Source organism: Streptomyces viridiviolaceus (assembly GCF_014650995.1).
Classification (GTDB): domain Bacteria; phylum Actinomycetota; class Actinomycetes; order Streptomycetales; family Streptomycetaceae; genus Streptomyces; species Streptomyces viridiviolaceus.
The window spans coordinates 1-16447 of the sequence record NZ_BMWA01000042.1; the positions used below are offsets into that span (position 1 = coordinate 1).

General features: G+C 73.6%; 16 protein-coding genes. 3 read left to right on the forward strand and 13 right to left on the reverse strand.

Annotation, left to right across the window (positions count from 1 at the left end):
* Window positions 1-284 precede the first annotated feature (284 nt).
* The 10 genes from IE260_RS37875 to IE260_RS37920 form a co-directional block, all read right to left on the reverse strand.
* Window positions 285-1508, reverse strand: coding sequence for a CaiB/BaiF CoA transferase family protein (locus IE260_RS37875; RefSeq protein WP_189880472.1), 1224 nt, complete (start codon window positions 1506-1508; stop codon window positions 285-287).
* Window positions 1509-1747: 239 nt separating this feature from the next.
* Window positions 1748-2671, reverse strand: coding sequence for an LLM class F420-dependent oxidoreductase (locus IE260_RS37880; protein ID WP_189880426.1), 924 nt, complete (start codon window positions 2669-2671; stop codon window positions 1748-1750).
* A 272-nt stretch (window positions 2672-2943) separates the two neighbouring features.
* Window positions 2944-3375 carry a MerR family transcriptional regulator gene (locus IE260_RS37885; protein ID WP_189880427.1) on the reverse strand — a complete coding sequence of 144 codons (432 nt, stop codon included), beginning with the start codon at window positions 3373-3375 and terminating at the stop codon, window positions 2944-2946.
* A gap of 35 nt (window positions 3376-3410) precedes the next feature.
* Complete coding sequence (locus tag IE260_RS37890) at window positions 3411-4487, reverse strand: MDR family NADP-dependent oxidoreductase (RefSeq protein ID WP_189880428.1); 1077 nt, start codon at window positions 4485-4487, stop codon at window positions 3411-3413.
* Between the two features lie 169 nt (window positions 4488-4656).
* Window positions 4657-5730 (reverse strand): LLM class flavin-dependent oxidoreductase, encoded by a 1074-nt coding sequence (locus IE260_RS37895; protein WP_189880429.1) that lies wholly within the window; start codon window positions 5728-5730, stop codon window positions 4657-4659.
* 10 nt (window positions 5731-5740) lie between these two features.
* The gene (locus tag IE260_RS37900; protein WP_189880430.1) at window positions 5741-6604 is read right to left on the reverse strand and encodes an ABC transporter substrate-binding protein; all 864 of its coding nucleotides are present in this window, start codon (window positions 6602-6604) and stop codon (window positions 5741-5743) included.
* A complete protein-coding gene (locus IE260_RS37905; RefSeq protein WP_189880431.1) occupies window positions 6601-7326 on the reverse strand; it encodes an ABC transporter ATP-binding protein in 726 nt (241 codons plus the stop codon). The genes IE260_RS37900 and IE260_RS37905 overlap by 4 nt, the downstream gene beginning before the upstream one ends.
* On the reverse strand, window positions 7323-8177 hold the full coding sequence (locus IE260_RS37910; protein WP_189880432.1) for an ABC transporter permease: 855 nt from the start codon (window positions 8175-8177) through the stop codon (window positions 7323-7325). The genes IE260_RS37905 and IE260_RS37910 overlap by 4 nt, the downstream gene beginning before the upstream one ends.
* Window positions 8174-9175 carry an NrtA/SsuA/CpmA family ABC transporter substrate-binding protein gene (locus IE260_RS37915; protein WP_189880433.1) on the reverse strand — a complete coding sequence of 334 codons (1002 nt, stop codon included), beginning with the start codon at window positions 9173-9175 and terminating at the stop codon, window positions 8174-8176. The genes IE260_RS37910 and IE260_RS37915 overlap by 4 nt, the downstream gene beginning before the upstream one ends.
* Before the next feature lie 7 nt (window positions 9176-9182).
* Window positions 9183-10220 carry an ABC transporter substrate-binding protein gene (locus IE260_RS37920; RefSeq protein ID WP_189880434.1) on the reverse strand — a complete coding sequence of 346 codons (1038 nt, stop codon included), beginning with the start codon at window positions 10218-10220 and terminating at the stop codon, window positions 9183-9185.
* Between the two features lie 471 nt (window positions 10221-10691).
* Here IE260_RS37920 and IE260_RS37925 point away from each other — a divergent pair, with 471 nt between their 5' ends.
* Entirely contained in the window at window positions 10692-11465 is a 774-nt protein-coding gene (locus tag IE260_RS37925; protein ID WP_229881720.1) for an IclR family transcriptional regulator, read from the forward strand.
* A gap of 621 nt (window positions 11466-12086) precedes the next feature.
* Entirely contained in the window at window positions 12087-13271 is a 1185-nt protein-coding gene (locus IE260_RS37930) for a pyridoxal phosphate-dependent aminotransferase (RefSeq protein ID WP_189880436.1), read from the forward strand.
* 9 nt (window positions 13272-13280) lie between these two features.
* Here the strand turns inward: IE260_RS37930 and IE260_RS37935 are convergent, their stop codons facing one another.
* Entirely contained in the window at window positions 13281-13877 is a 597-nt protein-coding gene (locus tag IE260_RS37935) for a TetR/AcrR family transcriptional regulator (protein WP_189880437.1), read from the reverse strand.
* Window positions 13878-14022: 145 nt separating this feature from the next.
* Between IE260_RS37935 and IE260_RS37940 the strand changes: the two genes are divergently transcribed.
* Window positions 14023-14922 (forward strand): NAD(P)-dependent oxidoreductase, encoded by a 900-nt coding sequence (locus IE260_RS37940; RefSeq protein WP_189880438.1) that lies wholly within the window; start codon window positions 14023-14025, stop codon window positions 14920-14922.
* Here IE260_RS37940 and IE260_RS37945 read toward each other — a convergent pair.
* Both IE260_RS37945 and IE260_RS37950 read right to left on the reverse strand, forming a co-directional pair.
* Window positions 14894-15925 carry an NAD(P)/FAD-dependent oxidoreductase gene (locus IE260_RS37945; RefSeq protein ID WP_189880439.1) on the reverse strand — a complete coding sequence of 344 codons (1032 nt, stop codon included), beginning with the start codon at window positions 15923-15925 and terminating at the stop codon, window positions 14894-14896. The genes IE260_RS37940 and IE260_RS37945 overlap by 29 nt on opposite strands.
* Entirely contained in the window at window positions 15922-16437 is a 516-nt protein-coding gene (locus IE260_RS37950; RefSeq protein WP_189880440.1) for an isoprenylcysteine carboxyl methyltransferase family protein, read from the reverse strand. Before IE260_RS37950 ends, IE260_RS37945 begins: the two co-directional genes overlap by 4 nt.
* Between the last annotated feature and the right edge of the window lie 10 nt (window positions 16438-16447).

Consider the following 16447-nt stretch of genomic DNA (forward strand, 5'->3'; position numbering starts at 1 on the left):
CGTCGGCGCCTCCATCACCTCCGGCGCCGCCATCTGCGAGATCAAGGACTGAGACAACCGGCCACACGGCCGTCGCACGACACACCGGGGCGCCCGGCGGACCGCAGTGACAGGCCCGCCGGGCGCCCCGGCGTCGCACCGGACCGCGACAGACCGCGACAGACCGCGACAGACCGCGACGGACCGCGACGACCGATGAAAGCTCAGCGGCGCCGCAAATCCGCGACCCGCGCACGTTGTTCCGCCACCCCGCCGTTCTGCTCACCCAGAGCCTCAGAGCACCCTCAGGCGACGCCGTCGGCCCGCAGTCGCGCGATCCGGGTTGCGGAGAATCCGAGTTCGGCCAGGACCTTCTCGGTGTGTTCACCGGCGGCCGGCACCGGTTCCATGCGCGGGTCGACTCCGGCCAGGTCCACCGGTGGCCGGAGGGCCGGCACCTGGGCGCCGCCGGGGATGGCCACTTCGTGCCAGCGCTTGCGGTCGGCGAGGACCGGGTGGTCGAGGAACTCCCACACGTCATTGACGCCGGCGTTCGCGATCCCGGCCTCGTCCAGCAGGCGCATGGCCTCGCCGCTGCCTGACCGCCCGAACCGCTCGGCGATGATCGCGTTGAGCTCGTCGCGGTGGGTCACGCGGTCCGGCCCGGTGGCGAAACGCGGGTCTTCCACCAGTTCCGGTCGAGCGAGGAAGTGGTCGCACAGGGCCGCCCACTCCCGTTCGTTCTGGATGGACAGCAGCACCTGTTTGCCGTCGGCGGCCGTGAAGGCGCCATAGGGCGCGATGGTGGCGTGCTGGGTGCCGATCCGCGGGGGCTGGGTGCCGCCGTGCCGGGTGTAGTGGGCCGGCTGGCTCATCCACTCCGCCAGTGCCTCGAACAGCGAGACCTCCACCGCCCGTGCCACTCCCGTGGTGGCCCGCGTGTACAGCGCGGTCATGATGCCGGAGTAGGCGTACATGCCCGCGGCGATGTCGGCGACCGACACCCCGGCCCGCGCGGTCTCCTCCGGCGTGCCCGTCAGTGAGACCAGACCGGTCTGGCACTGCACGAGCAGGTCGTAGGCCTTGCGGTCCGCCCATGGGCCGGTGGTGCCGTAGCCGGAGATGGTGCACGGGATCAGCGATGCGTGCCGCCGCACGAGGGATTCGGCGTCCAGGCCCAGCCGGGTCGCCGCCCCTGGCGCGAGGTTCTGTACGAACACGTCAGCCCGGCCCAGCAGTTCCTCCAGCACGTCGCGGCCGGAGGGCGACTTCAGGTCCAGGGTCACGGACTCCTTGGACCGGTTGAGCCAGACGAAATAGCTGGACTGCCCGTGCACCGTGGTGTCGTACCGGCGGGCGAAGTCCCCGCCCCCTGGGCGCTCGACCTTGATCACACGCGCGCCCAGATCGGCGAGCTGGCGGGTGGCGAACGGCGCCGCCACGGCCTGCTCGACGCTCACGACGGTGATGCCGGACAGCGGGAGTGCGGTCACTGCGACCTCCAGGGGCTCGTTCCGCAGCAGGGCCATCATGGTTGTTCATGAGGTGGTCAGTGGAATTGCCCTCATGATGGACCCTGTGGCGCACTGGACGAGCTCGAGGGGGCCTGTGTCCAGGCTCACGCGGCCTTTGTGCCGCCGCAGCACGGCCGCATCGCGGCCCGCTGGTGAGTGCCTGCCGGCGTCCGCCGAGCAGGCCGGGCGCGGAGCCGCGCTGCGCGTCGTGACGCACCGGGAGGAGTGCCATGCCGGAGCGGACGGGACAGGCTCTACTTCGCCAGTTCGCCGAGCAGCCGCCAGGAGCGGCGCCGGTCGGTGTCGCCGGCGATCTCGGTCGAGGTGAGCACCACCTCCGTCGCCCCGGCGTCCCGGTAGCGGCCCACCTCGGCGGCGACCGTCCGCTCGTCACCGATCACGGCCACGTCGACCGCCCGTCGGGCTCCGGACAGCTCGATGACCCGGGCGTAGGACGGGAACTGCTCGTAGAAGGCCAGTTGTTCGGCCGCCTTCTCGCGCACGGTGCTCACGTCGTCGGTGACCACGCCGGGTACCAGGGCCACGATGCGGGGTGCGGGGCGGCCGGCGGCCTCGGCCGCCTTGGTGACGGCCGGGACGATGTGCTCGGCGAGAGCCCGGGGCCCGGCGAGGTAGGGGAGGATCCCGTCCGCGAGTTCGCCGCTGGCGCGCAGGGCCTGGGGGCCCATCGCGGCCACCAGCAGCGGTACCCCGGCGTCCGCTCCGGGCACGCGAGCGGGTACCGGCGTGGTGGCGGTGAGCAGCTCGCCGTGGAAGCCGGCCGTGCCGGTCTCGGTCAACTCCCGTACGACGGTGAGGAATTCCCGCAGGCGGGCGATGGGTCGTTCGAAGGGGATACCGAAGCCCGTCTCCGTCAGCAGCCTGGTGCCGAGCGCGAGTCCGAGGTGGTACCGGCCGTGCGTGGCCGCCTGTGCCGTGAGGGCCTGACCGGCGACCACGAGCGGGTGGCGTCCGAAGACGGGGATCGCCGAGGTGCCCACGTGCAGCTCCGGCACCTCACGTCCGACGATCGCGGCGAGTTGGGGCGAGTCCGCGCCGAAGGTCTGGCCGAACCAGGCCGACCGGAGACCGGCTGCCGCCGCCTCCCTGGCCAGGTGCACGCTGGCGTCGATCTGGTTGCCGGCATCGGTCGCGTTGAGAGCCACTCCTACAGTCATGACTGCCCCAACCCGGGACCGGGGCGGCCGATTCCCCGTGTCGTGTGACATCTGCTTGTCAGGATCGTGAAGCCGTGCGCCGTCCCCGCGGGTCCCTTTGACCCCCGCATCACCTCCTGCTGCCCGGCGGGCTCCTGTTCGTCGCCGTGCTCGCTCCGACCGACCTCGGCGACGCGGTGCGCACGGGCCCTCGGTCCGGGGCTCACGGCGCCGCGCCGGGAATCGGCCGCGAGGTGAGGGCCGCCCTCACCGCTCGACGTCCGGCACCGCGGTCACCGGGTGTCCGGGGCCGCGCCCGCCGCGTGGTCGCCGACGGTCACGTGGCCCGGTGCCGGGTCGAGTCCGGCTTGCAGGGCGTCCCTCAGCCGGGTGAGGCGCTCGATCTCCGCGTCGAGCGCCTCAATGCGCCGCCGCACCACCGCCGTACCGACGATGGCCGGTTCGCCGGGTGCCCCGGGGTCGCAGCGCCTCGGCGGGTGGACGGCGAGCAGCGGAAGGCGGTCGGCGATGCCGGCCAGGTCCTCGACGGTGAGCCCGAGGCCGAGGAGGTGCCGGACGACACGGAGCACGGCGAGGTCGTCGGGGGTGTAGTCGCGCTGGCCCGCCCGCGTGCGGCGTGGTGGCGGGAGCAGCCCCCGCTGCTCGTAGAAGCGCAGCGCTCTGGGTGTCGCGCCGACCGCAGCCGCGGCGTCCCCGATCCGCATGGTGCCTGCCCCGCCCCTCCTCGTGGCCGCGGTCGTCAGTCGTGTGCGGGAAGGTCGACGACGACCGTGCCGAATGTCTGTCCCCGGGTCAGTTCCCACAACGCCTGCGGGGCCCGTTCGATGCCCTCGAACCGGGTCAGCGGCAGCCGGATGTCGCCGGACCTCAGCCAGCCGCCGAACCGGCCGGTCCACTCCGCCTCCACGTCGGGGTGGTCGACTCCGGTGTATCCCCGTACGGACATGCCCTTGACCACCAGCCGGAAGGCGTCGATCCGGGTCGGTGCCGTGGCGCCGGCGCCCGCCGCGGCGAGTTGCCCGGAGAGGGCTCCCACGAGTGCGAACCGGGCGCCCTGCCGTGCGGCGTCCACGGCCGCGGTGAGCTGGGTTCCGCCGACGTTGTCCAGAAGGACGTCGATGCCCTCCGGCGCGGCCTGGGCGAGCTGCGCGGAGAACGCGCGGTACGCGGCGCGGTCGTCGGTGCCGTCCCGCCGCTCGCGCCACGAGCCGCCGGTCAGCACGGCGTCGTAGCCGAGCTCGGACGTCAGGCGCTCGGCCTTGCCCGGTGAGCCCGTGCTGCCGATGACCCGGGCGGCGCCGAGCAGCCGGGCGATCTGTCCGGCCAGCGAGCCCACCCCGCCCGCGGCGCCGGTGACGAGGACGACGTCCCCCCGGCGTACGTCGGTGAGCCGGGTCAGCGCCCCGTAGGCGGCCGAGCCGGAGGAGAGCCGGGCGACCGGCTCGGGCAGGGCCGGGTCGACCGGGGCGCAGCCGGTCAGGGGTACGAGGGCGTACTCGCGCCAGCCCAGCAGGTGCGTCACCAGGTCGCCGGGGCGCAGCGGGCTGTCGGGCGGCGCGACGACGACCTCGCCGACGGCCGGCCCGTACAGCGCGTCCCCCGGGTGCAGTCCCGGCACCGGTGTGCCCTCGGCCGCGCCTCCGAGCAGGGTGCGCAGGCCGCCGAAGACCTGGAAGTGCCGGTTGCGGACCAGGACGTGGCCCGGTGCCGGGTCGGGCGGTGCCGTCTCGACGACGGTGAGGTCGCTCGGTTCGGGCAGTCCCTCCGGTACGGCGGCGAGCCGTACTTCGCGGCTGGTCCGGGGCAGGGTGGTCATGGGGCGGCCTCCTGGGAACGGGCGGAAGTCGTGGCGGCCCGCACGGCGCGGCCACCTCCGGCCGTGCGGCCGCGCACCCGGAAGGGGTGCGCGCCCGCCGGACGTCGGGCCGACGCTAATCCCTGACCCTTGAGTCAGGGGCAAGCCCGCCCCGGTGAAGAGCACCGGGTCAGGCACGGCCTCGCAGGGCCGGCAGTACGGTCTCCGCGACCCGGTAGGCCTCCTCCAGCAGGGGATTGCCGGACAGGATGAAGGTGTCGACACCGAGCTCCTCGTATTCCTGGAGCCGCTCGACGACCTGGGCGGTGGAACCGACCACGGCCGTGCCCGGTCCCGGTCGGAACAGGCTCATACCCGGCCAGAGGTTGGGATGCTCTTCCAGTTCGCGTGCCCGGGCGGGCACCCGGCCACCGTGCTGGCGGAACTGGCGCTGCCAGCCGACGCCGTCCTCTCCCGCCCGGTCGCCGAGCTGCCGGGCGTACGTCGCCTCACTGGTGACGTCCAGCAGCCGGTCCGCCGCGGCCCACGCCTCGTCCTCGGTGTCCCGGACGATCAGGTGCAGCCGCAGCCCGATGCGCAGGGTGCGGCCGTGCGCGGCCGCGCGCTCCCGGACCCGGTCGAGCTTCTCCTTCAGCAGCTGCGGGGGCTCGCCCCAGGTGAGGTAGACGTCCACGTGCTCGGCCGCCATCTCGATGCCCGGCGCGGAGGAACCGCCGAACCACAGGGGCACGTGCGGGGACTGCACGGGCTTCAGGTCGCCGAAGGAGGCACCGGCATCCTTCAGGTCGTAGAAGCGGCCCTGGTGGTCGAAGACCTCGCCGGCGGTGAGCCGCTTGACGATCGACCAGTACTCGGCGCTCAGCGCGTAGCGCTCGTCGTGCTCGACGTTCAGGCCGTACTCGCGCAGGGCCCTGGTCGAGCCGTTGACGACGTTGAAGCGCAGCCGCCCGCCGAAGAGGGTGTCGAAGGTCAGCGCCATCTTCGCCAGCAGGGTCGGTGCTATCAGGCCGGGGTGCACGGCGAGCAGCGGCTGGAAGCCGGGGCCGGTGGCGGCGGCCAGGGCGCTGCCCAGCGGCCACACGTCGTACAGGTCGGTGGCCAGCAGCGCGCCGCTGAAGCCGAGGCGTTCGACCGTGCCGGCCAGTTGCTGGAGGTACCCGAGGTCCACCGGGCGGCGGCCGTCGGGCTCCCAGGGGTAGGCGCCCTCGCGGGGGATGATGTACCAGAGGACTTCGGCAGCCATGTCCGTCCCCTCAGGAGTGCCGGGCGACGGCCTGGGCGACCGTCACCGGGCGGTCGATGAAGCCGGTGCGCTCGAAGATGTCGGCGGCCCGCTGCTGCTCGGCGAGGAAGTCCTCGCTCACGTCCTCGATCCGCCAGGGCAGCGCGCGCAGTGCCGTCTCCCAGTCGTCGGTGGTGCCGCCCTGGTGGTCGGCGGCGATGGCGGCGGCCTCACGCGGGTGCGCCTTCACCCAGGCGTCCGCCCGGCGCAGGGCACGGACCAGGGCGGCGACGACCTCGGGCCGCTGTTCGGCCAGATCGCGCCGGGTGAAGAACACCGAGCGGTCGGTGATGACGTCGCCGGTGCCCACCAGGACACGGACGCCTCCGGTGCGCAGGGCGGCGGCCAGGTGCGGGCCCTGCGCCACCCACGCGCTGATCGTGCCGTCGCGCAGCTGCCGTTCGCTGGTGTCGCCGCCGCGTTCGGCGACGATGTCGGTGGCGTACGACAGGCCCGCGTCGTCCAGTGCCTTGGCGATCAGGTGGGTCTGCCAGGAGCCGATGGCCAGGTGGACGGTGCCGCCCTTGAGGTCGGCGACGGTGTGCACGGGGCTGTCCTCGGTCACCAGGAGGGCTCCGTGGTCGGGGCGCGGGGCGGAGACGGCGACGTAGACGAGGTCGTGCCCGGCGGCCTGGGCGGTGACCGGCGGGGTGGAGCCTGTGCCGCCGAGGTCGATCGTGCCCTCGGTGAGCAGGGGCCCGGTGCGCACTCCGTCGGAGTAGACGTGGAAGGCGGCCGTCTCCCCCACCGCGGCGAGTTCCTGGTCGGCGTAGTCGAGCCGGGAGAGGTAGTACAGGGTGGGGTTGCTGTTGTGGACGCCGATGGTGACGGTCATGCGGAAGCTCCGTTCTCGGTGGTGTGGGCGGCGGTGCGGACGCCGAGGTCGGCGAGCAGGCGTCGGCGCAGGGCGGCGAAGGCCGCGTCGCCCGGGTCCCTGGGGCGGGCGACGGCGACGGTCTCGTCGGTGACGAGGCGTCCCTCGCGCAGGACGCAGACCCGGTCGGCCAGGCGTACGGCCTCGTCGACGTCGTGGGTGACGAGCAGGACGGCGGGGCGGTGGGCCCGGCACAGTTCGCCGACCAGGTCCTGCATGCGCAGCCGGGTGAGGGCGTCGAGGGCGGCGAACGGCTCGTCGAGCAGGAGGAGTTCGGGTTCGCGGACCAGGGCGCGGGCGAGCGCGACGCGCTGGGCCTCGCCGCCGGACAGGGTGGCGGGCCAGGCCGTGGCGTGGTGTTCCAGGCCGACCTCGGCGAGGGCGCGCCGGCCGCGCTCGGCCTGGCCGCGGGGCAGGGCCACGGTCACGTTGGCGAGTACCCGCTTGGACGGTACGAGGCGGGGTTCCTGGAAGACGACGGTGCGCACGCGCGGGACCAGCACCTCGCCGGCGTCGGCGCCGTCGAGGGCGCCGAGGATCCGCAGCAGGGTGGTTTTGCCGCTGCCGCTGGCCCCGAGCAGCGCCACGAACTCCCCGCGCCCGATGGTGAGGTCGAGGCCGTCCAGGACGGCGCGGTCGCCGAACGCCTTGCGCAGACGGCTCACTTCGACTGCCGTGCTCATCGGCCCGCCCTTCGCCAGGGCATGAGGACACGCTCCAGCAGGCGGACGACGGCGTCCGCGCACAGGCCGAACAGTCCGTAGACGAGGATGCAGACGGCGAGGATGTCGGTGCGGGCGTAACTCTGTGCCTGGGCCATCAGGTAGCCGATGCCGGCGGTGGCGTTGATCTCCTCGGCGGCGATCAGCGCGATCACGCTGAGTGTCATGGACAGGCGCAGCCCGGCCAGCAGTGACGGCAGTGCCCCGGGGAGCACCACCTGGCGGACGATGGCGAGTCTGCTCATCCCGAAGCTGCGCATGGCCTCGACCAGTTTGGGGTCGGTGTTGCGTACTCCGCTGGAGGTGGAGACGTACATCGGAAAGGTGGTGGCGACGGCGATCAGCAGGATCTTCGCGATCTCGTTGATACCGAACCAGACCATGAACAGGGGGACGAGGGACAGGAAGGGGATGGTGCGCAGGGTCTGCAGGGAGGAGTCGAGGAGTTCGTCGCCCAGCCGGGTGAACCCGGTGACGACGCCGAGGGTGAGTCCGGTCGTGAGGCCGATCAGCAGGCCGGTCGCGGAGCGGGTCAGCGAGGTGGCGAGCGCATCGGGGAGCTGGCCGTTGCCCCACAGTTCGCCGACCGCCCGCACGACGTCGGCGGGTGAGGCGAGGACGTCCGGGGTGAGGAGGCCGGTGGCGGACGCGGCCCACCACAGCAGGAGCAGGGCCAGCGGCCCCAGTGCGCGGACCGTCAGGGTCCAGCCACGCGGCCGGGGACGCCGGACGGCGGGGCGCGGGGTCACCAGGGTGCCGGTGTCCTTCGCGGGTTTCCCCGCCGTGCCGAGGAGTTCACTGGTGGCCGTCATGACAGCTTCGTGACGTCGAGGACGTGACCGGCGATGTCGACCTCGGTGCGGGTGACCTTCTGTTCGGCGTAGAACCGGGCGACCGCCTCGAACCGCTCGATGTCGGCGTCCGTGATGGGCTCGACGGTGCCGCCCTTGCCGGTGAACTCGATCTGCACGCGCTTGGTCTCGCCGGTGAGCGCCTGGGGGCCGGCGTCGGTGTTGACGTTGAGGTAGGCGGCCGGGTCCTTCTTCTCCTTCACACTGCCGTCGTGCAGGTACTGATAGAGGGCCTTGACCACGTCGGGGTGCTGGTCGGCGAAGGCGGTGCGTACGGCGGTGAGGCTGTAGTTGTCGGAGCCGATGGCCTTGCCGTCGACCACGAAGCGGGCCTTGCCGCCGCCGATCTCGGCGACCGAGTACGTCGCCCACACGGCCCAGGCGTCGACCTTGCCGGCGTTGAACACGGCGGCGGTCTGGTCGGGGCGCAGGTAGACCCGTTCGACCTTCTCGGCCGGGATCCCCTCTTCGGCGAGCGCCTTGAGCAGCAGGTACTCGCCGGTGCCGCCCTGGTTGACGGCGACCTTCCGGCCGACCAGGTCCTGGACGGAGTCGATGCCGGAGTCCTCCTTGACGAGGATGCCCTCGCCGACCGGGTCCGGGGCGGTGGCGGTGAAGAAGGTGAAGCCGGCGTTCTGCGACAGGGAGGTGATGCCCGAGGTGATGGATCCGGTGGCGATGTCGAGTTGGTCGGCGTTCAGGGCCTGGGCCGCGGGGGCGAACGGCCCGGCGCTGCCGGTCCAGGCGACTTCGGCGTGGACCTCGGCCAGTGCCTTGGCGAGCGAGCCGTCCTTCTTGCCCCGGGCGAGAACGCCGGCGTTGCCGGGGTCGGGGATGCGGACGGTGACGGTCGCCGGCCTGCCGGCGGCGGTGTCCGCCTGCGAGGTGCCGCAGCCGGTGAGGAGGGCGAGTGCTGCGGTCACGGCGACGGCGGCGTGGGTGAGTCCGGGAATGCGCATGGCGGTCCTACGTATCGGTGGTGAGGGAGGCGGGCGGTCGGGAGGCGGCGGCCCGGCGTCGACGGGCGCGGCGCAGTGGTTCGGGGTCGGCCCAGGCGCGTACGTCGACGGGCTCGGGCAGGAAGCCGTGGCCCCGCAGGGACACTTCCTGCCGGGCGAGCAGGTCGAGCCGGTCGGCGGACAGGTCGGGGTGCAGCGAGCGGTGGGTGCCCGGCCGGTAGGCGCCGCGCACGCCCTCGGCACCCGCGCCGGTCTCGGCGCCGAGGATGCGGGCCACCTCATCGGGCTGTTCCGCGGCCCAGTCGGCGGCGCGCAGCAGTTGTGCGAGGAACCGGTCGACGAGGTCGGGGTGTTCGTCGAGCAGGCGCTGGTGGACGGTGATGGGTCGGGGTGTTCCGTTGTTCACGCGGTGGACGCGGTCGGGCAGGTCGTCGAGTTCGACGGCGACCTCGGCGCCGGCACGCCGGGCGGCCTCGACGGCCACCGCGCCCTTGACGTAGACGGCGTCGACGTCGCCGCGGGCGAGGGCGGCCAGTTCGGCCGACCACTGGCCGCCACGACCGTCGGCCGGTACGTCGATCCGGGTGGCGTCCTCCAGGCCGTGTCCGGCGGAGGCCAGCGCGCCCTCGAAGCCGCGCACGGCCATCGCGCGCCAGAAGTCGATGGGCACCGGATGCCGGGGCAGGGCCAGCCGCAGTCCGCGCAGGGCGGCGGCGCCACGGATGCCGGAGCCGGGGGCCACGAGGATCGTCTGGCGTTCCTCGATCCAGGTCAGGCCGATCAGCCGGGTCGACTCGCCGCGTGAACGGGCCCACAGGGCGGGCACGTTGCCGCCCTCCCGGAACAGGGCGGGCAGGGCGTGCGTGTAGTGGGTGCTGCGGGCGGCGGCGTCCACGTCGGGCGCCCGCTCCTGCAGGGAGCGGACGGCGATCCCGTCCGGGGCGAACGCCTCGGACAGCCAGCCCCGGTCGGCGGCGATACCGGTGGCGGTGGGCACGGGACAGCGGGTGAACCACAGGGTTTCGGGCAGGGGTGGGTGCGACATGAGCTCTTCCGTGAGGAGACCGCGCGTCGCGACGGGCGACGGCGGACGCGTCGGGCACGGGGCGACGGCGAAGCGGTGGGCAGGGCCGTGCGGCCTCGTGTCGGGGGGTGGTACGGGGGACGGCGGCCGACCGGCGGCGCGACGACGCTCAGGTCAGCGACAGGTGGCGGCGGCGATGCGGCCCAGGTCGATGTGACGGCGCCTGGTGAGCAGGAGCGCGGGGTCGGTGCGGTGCATCGCCTCGCTCCTTCCGGCCGTCCGCGCCGGACTCGTTCCGGCGGTGTGACGGCAGCCTGACACGGGCGCCGAGGGGCGGGCAAGCTCCTTCCCACCATGTGGGAGCGAGCATGAACAGCCTGTTTCAGCAGGTCGCGAGCCGTCTTGTCGGCATGCCGTCATATGGGAACGTCGGATCCGGCAGACGTTCCCGAACCCGACGCGGACGGGCATGGTTCGAGCGAAGGACACGAGGTGACGCCGACTCCGGTGGCCGGGACGCAGGCGGTTCGCCGTGCGCTGGACGTCCTGCACTGCTTCCACGACAACGGGCCCGACCTCAGCGCCTCGGAGATCGCCCGTCGGCTGTCGCTGTCGACGTCCACGGCGCACCGGCTGGCCCGCACGCTGCTGGACGCCGGTTTCCTGGAGCAGGATCCCCGGACCGCCCGCTACCGGCTCGGGCCGGCGGTGACCGAGCTGGGCCGTCTGTCGTACCACCAGCGCGGGCTGCACCTGGCCTCCCCCGAGCTGGCCGATCTGGCCGAGCGCACCGGCGCCACCGCCGATCTGGCCCTGCGCAACGGCCCGTACGCCGTGATCGTGGCGGGCGGTTCGGTGACGCCCAAGGTGGGGCTGCGCCGACCGCTGCACTCCACGGCGCTCGGCAAGGTCCTGCTCGCCTGGCCCCGTCCGGGCGAGGGCGGGCCGGAGTCGCTGCCCGCGCTGCGGGCGTTCACCGACCGGACGATCGTCCGCCATGGGCTGCTGGCGGAGGAGCTGGACCGGGTGCGCGCCCAGCGCTTCGCCCTCAACGACGGCGAATCGGCGCTGGGCATCCGCACCATCGCGGTGCCGGTGCTCGACCATGTGGAGTCGGCCCGGTTCGCCCTGGCCGTGCGCGGCACGCCCGAACTCGTCACGGACGATCGCAGGGACTGGTTCCTCGACCAGGCGCGCATCTGTGCGCGGGCTCTCGAGGTCCTGCTGCTCCCGCCGGGGGAACGAGGCGGCGCGGCGGTGCGCTGATGGTCACCGGTGCCCTGCTCGGCACCGGCCTGGCCGGGCAGGGGCTGGGCGTCACGCAGGGGGCCGGGATGGTGCTGCTCGTCGCCGCGGTCGTGGGCGGCCGGCGCACGTCGGCCCACGACCCGCCTCTCGACGGTCCGGCCGCCGGGAGCGTGCCCCACGCGCACGAGTCCCCGTCCCGTCCCCAGGGGACCGCACAGTCGCTCCTGGCCCGCGACGCCTGGCACGCTGCCCCACGCTCGGCATCGCTCGTTCGCCCGTGGGCAGCGCGAGCGGGCCGGCGGGCCGCGCCGAGTCCTGTCACCAGGCGGCGCCGGAAGGGCGCCGGCGGAGGAGCCGGACGGGCCCGGCCGGTCGCGGAAGCGGAAGGGCGTCGCACCGGGCCGCCGACGGGAGGGAACCGACGCGACGAGACGTCGGGAAGGGCGGGCGCGGAATCAGGCGGCCAGAGGGCGACACCGCGCGGAACATGCGTGGGCCGGGTCGACATGGAGTCGACGGCTCGGGTGGGCGTGCTCGGCCATGCAGTCTTCAACTTCACCAGGCACCCGACGAGTCCCGTCTCACCCGCCGGACGCCACCGGCCACGGCTGCCGACCGCACCGGGCCTAAGGTCGTGGCATGAGCAACGTACGGATCTCGCGACGCGCCCGGGCCGTGGCCCCGTTCTACGCCATGGAGTTCGGCAAACAGGCCGCCGCGCTGGAGGCCCAGGGGCACCATGTCGTCAAACTCAGCCTCGGCGAACCTGACTTCGGCGCGCCCCCGGCCGTCCTGGACGCGATGAGCGAGGCCATGGACGGACGGCCCATGGCCTACACCGCGGCCCTCGGACTGCCGGCTCTGCGGCAGGCCGTCGCACGGTTCTACCGGGACGCGCACGGTGTCGAGGTCGACTCCTCCCGGGTCGTCGTGACGGCGGGGGCCTCGGCCGCCCTGGTGCTGGCCGCCGCCGCGCTCGTCGACCCGGGCGACGAGGTGCTCATCGGCGACCCCTCCTATCCGTGCAACCGGCAGATCGTCGAGAGCTTCGGGGCCCGGGTCACCCTCGTCCCCACCACCGCCGGGACCCGGTTCCAGCTGGACACGGCATCGGTTCGCGCGCACTGGACGGACCGCACCCGCGGGATCATGATCGCCACCCCGTCGAACCCGACGGGCACCTCCATGCCGGCCGACGAGCTCGCGGCGATCTGCGACCTCGCGCGCGAGCGCGGCGCCTGGCGCATCGTCGACGAGATCTACCTCGACCTCGGCGACCACGACGACCGGGGCCGGCCGCCGCGCAGCGTGCTGTCGTACGACCCCGACGCCGTCGTGGTCAACAGCTTCTCGAAGTACTTCGGCATGACCGGCTGGAGACTGGGCTGGTGCGTCGTCCCCGAGGGCCTGGTGCCGGCGATGGAGCGTCTGGCGCAGAACTACTTCCTGTGCGCCTCCGCTCCCGCGCAGCATGCCGCCCTGGCCTGTTTCACCACCGAGTCCCTCGCGGTCTGCGAGGCCCGCCGCGCCGAATTCGCGGAGCGGCGCGCGCTCGTCCTCGACGGGCTGGAGCGCATCGGGCTGCCGGTCCCCGTCCCGCCCGACGGCGCCTTCTACGTCTACTTCGACGTCAGCCGCACCGGGCTCACCTCGTGGCAGTTCTGCGAGCGGGCACTGCAGGAGGCACACGTCGCCCTCACTCCGGGCAAGGACTTCGGCGTCCACACGGCGGAGAGCCACGTCCGCCTCTCGTACGCGGCGTCGGCCGACGAGCTCCGCGAGGGGATCGCCCGGCTCGGGAAGTTCGTGGCCACGCTCCGGTAGGGCGGCCGGTCAGTCCGCCTTGCTCACCGCCGCGTCGAGGAGCGGACCCAGTTCCCGGGCCACGGTGTTCAAGGCACGGACGTCCCGCTCGGCACGGGCGATGAGGACGGCACCTTCCAGGGAGCTGATCATGAGCGTGGCGAGCGCGCCGGTCCGCTCCTCGGGAACCCCCATGTCCGCCAGGGCCCGGGCCACCGGCCCGGCCCAGGTGGCGAACGCGGCGGCCGCCGCCTCCCGCGTGGCCGCGGTGGACTCCGCGCAGTCGACCGTGGCTGCGGCCACGGGGCAGCCGCCCGCGAAGCCGACGGCCTCGTACTCGTCGGTCCACTGCCGCACCATCTCGGCGAACAGTCCGCCGGGCGTCGGCTCGGGCAGCGCGGCGAGAAAGCGGGCCACGCGGTTGCCGGCGTACCGGCCCGCCCAGCCCACCGCCTCGTTGACGAGCTGCTCCTTGCCGCCGGGGAAGTAGTGCTGGAGCGAGCCTCGCGGCGCGGCGGCGTGGGCGGCGACCTCGCGCATCCCGGTGGAGGCGACGCCGTCGCGCCGGATGAGCTGGGCCGCGCTGAAGACCATCCGTTCGCGCGGCCCACGGTCCGACGGCGCCATGTCGACCTCCACCACGTCGTGCGTGCTCTCGACGCCAGCCTATGACCACCGTCATGACGACGGCTACTATGACCACTGTCATAGCCGGTGGGGTCGGTGGCCGCGACAGCTTGTCCTCCGCGCGCGCCAGGAAAGGCGGTGCACCGTGTACGTCGGTTTCGTCGGCCTCGGGGTCATGGGGCAGCCCATGGCACTCAACCTCGCCCGTGCGGGGACGCCTCTCGTCGTCTGGAACCGCACGCCCTCCCGGTGCGCGCCCCTGCGCTCCGCCGGAGCCCAGGTCGCCGCACACGTCGCCGAGGTCTTCGACCGGGCCGAGACCGTGATCCTCATGCTGGCCGACGAGGCCGCCGTCGACGCGGTGCTGGGGCGCGGCACACAGGACTTCGCCGCGCGCGTCGCGGGTCACACGGTCGTCCACATGGGCACGACGTCGGCCGAGTACTCGGGCCGTCTGCAGGACGACGTCCGGGCGGCGGGGGGCCAGTACGTGGAGGCGCCGGTCTCTGGTTCCCGGGTCCCGGCCGAGCGGGGCGAACTGGTGGGGATGCTGGCGGGTGACGAGGACGCCGTCGAGGCCGTCCGGCCCCTGCTCGGACCCATGTGCCGGGAGACGTTCGCCTGCGGCGCGGTCCCGGGCGCGCTGCTGATGAAGTTCTCGGTGAACCTGTTCCTGATCACCCTCGTCACCGGGCTCACCGAAGCATTCCACTTCGCCGACCGGCACGGACTCGACCGACGCCTGCTCCAGGACGTCCTGGACGCGGGCCCGATGGCCAGCGCCGTCTCCCGGATGAAGGCGCCCAAGCTGCTGGCCCGCGACTTCACCGTGCAGGCGGCCGCCGCGGACGTCCTGAAGAACAACCGCCTGATCGCTCGGTCCGCCCGCGAGGCCGACCTGGCCTCCCCTCTCCTCGACGTCTGCCACACCCTCTACGGCGAGGCCGTCGCGCAGGGCCACGGCGACGAGGACATGGTGGCCGTGCTGCACGCACTGGAGGCCAGGACCGCGCAGCTCATGCCAGGGCGTTCACCGCTGCCGTGAACAGGCGTGGCAGGCGTGCGGCCGCGGGCATGATGTGCGGGGCGAGAGCGGGCCGCTGCCGGGCCCTCACCAGCAGTTCGGTCAGCAGCCGGTGCCGGCGGGTCGCCCGGCTCCAGTCGGTTTCGTAACGCCTCGATGTGCCGCGGCACAGGTTGGTGACCAGTGCTTCGGCACCGGTGAGGGCGAGGGAGATGCCCTCACCGGTCAGCGCGTCGATGTAGCCGGCGGCGTCGCCGACCAGCAGGACCCGCCCGTGGGCGCGGGTGCGGGCTCTCTGCCGCAGCGGTCCCGCGCCTCGCACCGCGGTGACGGCCGCTTCCGGCGGCAGGCGGCCCGCCAGTGCGGGGAAGCTTTCCAGCTGGACGTCGAAGGGGGCTCTCCGGGCCGTCAGCAGGGCGACGCCCACGAGTGCCGGGCCGAGCGGGGTGACGTAGGCCTCCGCGTGTTCGCCCCAGTGCACCTCGACGTACGGCGACCACGGTGGCACCGCATAGTGCCGGCGCAGCCCGTACCGTGCCGGCCCCCGGCTCTTCACCTCCAGGCCGAGGGAGCGGCGCAGGGGTGAGTGGAGGCCGTCGGCGGCGACCAGCCACCGTGCGCGCAGCCCGGTGCCCGGGACGGACACGCCCGTGGTGTCCTGCCGTACCGCTTCCACCCGCAGGGGCAGTACGGGCACTCCCGCGTCCAGGACGGCCCGGTGGAGGGCGCTGTGCAGAGCGGTGCGGCGGGCGCCGAGGCCGGGGCCGGCCCGGAACGCTGCCTCGACCCGGCGGGGGCCTTGGACATAGCGGATTCCGGCGATGGGGTGGCCGGGGACGTCCAGGCCGAGAGCGGTGAGGGCGCGGACGGCACCGGGCATCAGGCCCTCACCGCACGCCTTGTCGACGGGTGCCTCGCGTGGCTCGGCGACGACGGCGTCGAGACCGGCGCGCGCGGCGTGCAGCGCGGTCGCGAGGCCGGCGGGTCCGCCTCCGGCGATCACCAGGTCGTGGCCGCCGCTCACGCGGGCTCCGCCCGGGCGAGAGCCGTGTTCTCGCAGCGGACGCGAACGGTGAGGAGTACGGCGTTGGCGACGGTGAACACCGTCGCGGTCAGCCATGCGGAGTGGACCAGGGGCAGGGCGGCGACCTCCACGACCACCGCGACGTAGTTCGGGTGGCGCAGGAAACGGTAGGGGCCCGCGCCGACCAGCCGCGCCCCGGGGACGACGATGACCCGGGTGTTCCAGTACCGGCCGAGCGTGGTGACACACCACCAGCGCAGGCCCTGGGCCAGTACGACGAGCGCCAGCACGGGCAGGCCCAGGGCGGGCAGGAACGGCCGGTCGGCGAGCACGGGTTCGAGCAGGCAGCACACGAGGAGGCCCGTGTGCAGGGCGACCATGACGGGGTAGTGGCCGCGGCCGTGTTCCACACCGGCCCGGGAGAGCGTCCAGGCCGCGTTGCGCCGGGCGACGACGAGTTCGGCGACGCGTTCGGCGGCGACCGCGAGGACGAGAAGCGCATACCACTGCACAGAGGTCAAC

What these genes read in the sequence shown, in the direction of transcription:
- IE260_RS37905 (WP_189880431.1), bottom strand. Translation starts at nt 7,326, where the DNA reads ATGAGCACGGCAGTCGAAGTGAGCCGTCTGCGCAAGGCGTTCGGCGAC.
- IE260_RS37935 (WP_189880437.1), bottom strand. Translation starts at nt 13,877, where the DNA reads ATGGCGCCGTCGGACCGTGGGCCGCGCGAACGGATGGTCTTCAGCGCG.
- IE260_RS37875 (WP_189880472.1), bottom strand. Translation starts at nt 1,508, where the DNA reads ATGGCCCTGCTGCGGAACGAGCCCCTGGAGGTCGCAGTGACCGCACTC.
- IE260_RS37900 (WP_189880430.1), bottom strand. Translation starts at nt 6,604, where the DNA reads ATGACCGTCACCATCGGCGTCCACAACAGCAACCCCACCCTGTACTAC.
- IE260_RS37930 (WP_189880436.1), top strand. Translation starts at nt 12,087, where the DNA reads ATGAGCAACGTACGGATCTCGCGACGCGCCCGGGCCGTGGCCCCGTTC.
- IE260_RS37880 (WP_189880426.1), bottom strand. Translation starts at nt 2,671, where the DNA reads ATGACTGTAGGAGTGGCTCTCAACGCGACCGATGCCGGCAACCAGATC.
- IE260_RS37895 (WP_189880429.1), bottom strand. Translation starts at nt 5,730, where the DNA reads ATGGCTGCCGAAGTCCTCTGGTACATCATCCCCCGCGAGGGCGCCTAC.
- IE260_RS37920 (WP_189880434.1), bottom strand. Translation starts at nt 10,220, where the DNA reads ATGTCGCACCCACCCCTGCCCGAAACCCTGTGGTTCACCCGCTGTCCC.
- IE260_RS37890 (WP_189880428.1), bottom strand. Translation starts at nt 4,487, where the DNA reads ATGACCACCCTGCCCCGGACCAGCCGCGAAGTACGGCTCGCCGCCGTA.
- IE260_RS37910 (WP_189880432.1), bottom strand. Translation starts at nt 8,177, where the DNA reads ATGACGGCCACCAGTGAACTCCTCGGCACGGCGGGGAAACCCGCGAAG.
- IE260_RS37885 (WP_189880427.1), bottom strand. Translation starts at nt 3,375, where the DNA reads ATGCGGATCGGGGACGCCGCGGCTGCGGTCGGCGCGACACCCAGAGCG.
- IE260_RS37915 (WP_189880433.1), bottom strand. Translation starts at nt 9,175, where the DNA reads ATGCGCATTCCCGGACTCACCCACGCCGCCGTCGCCGTGACCGCAGCA.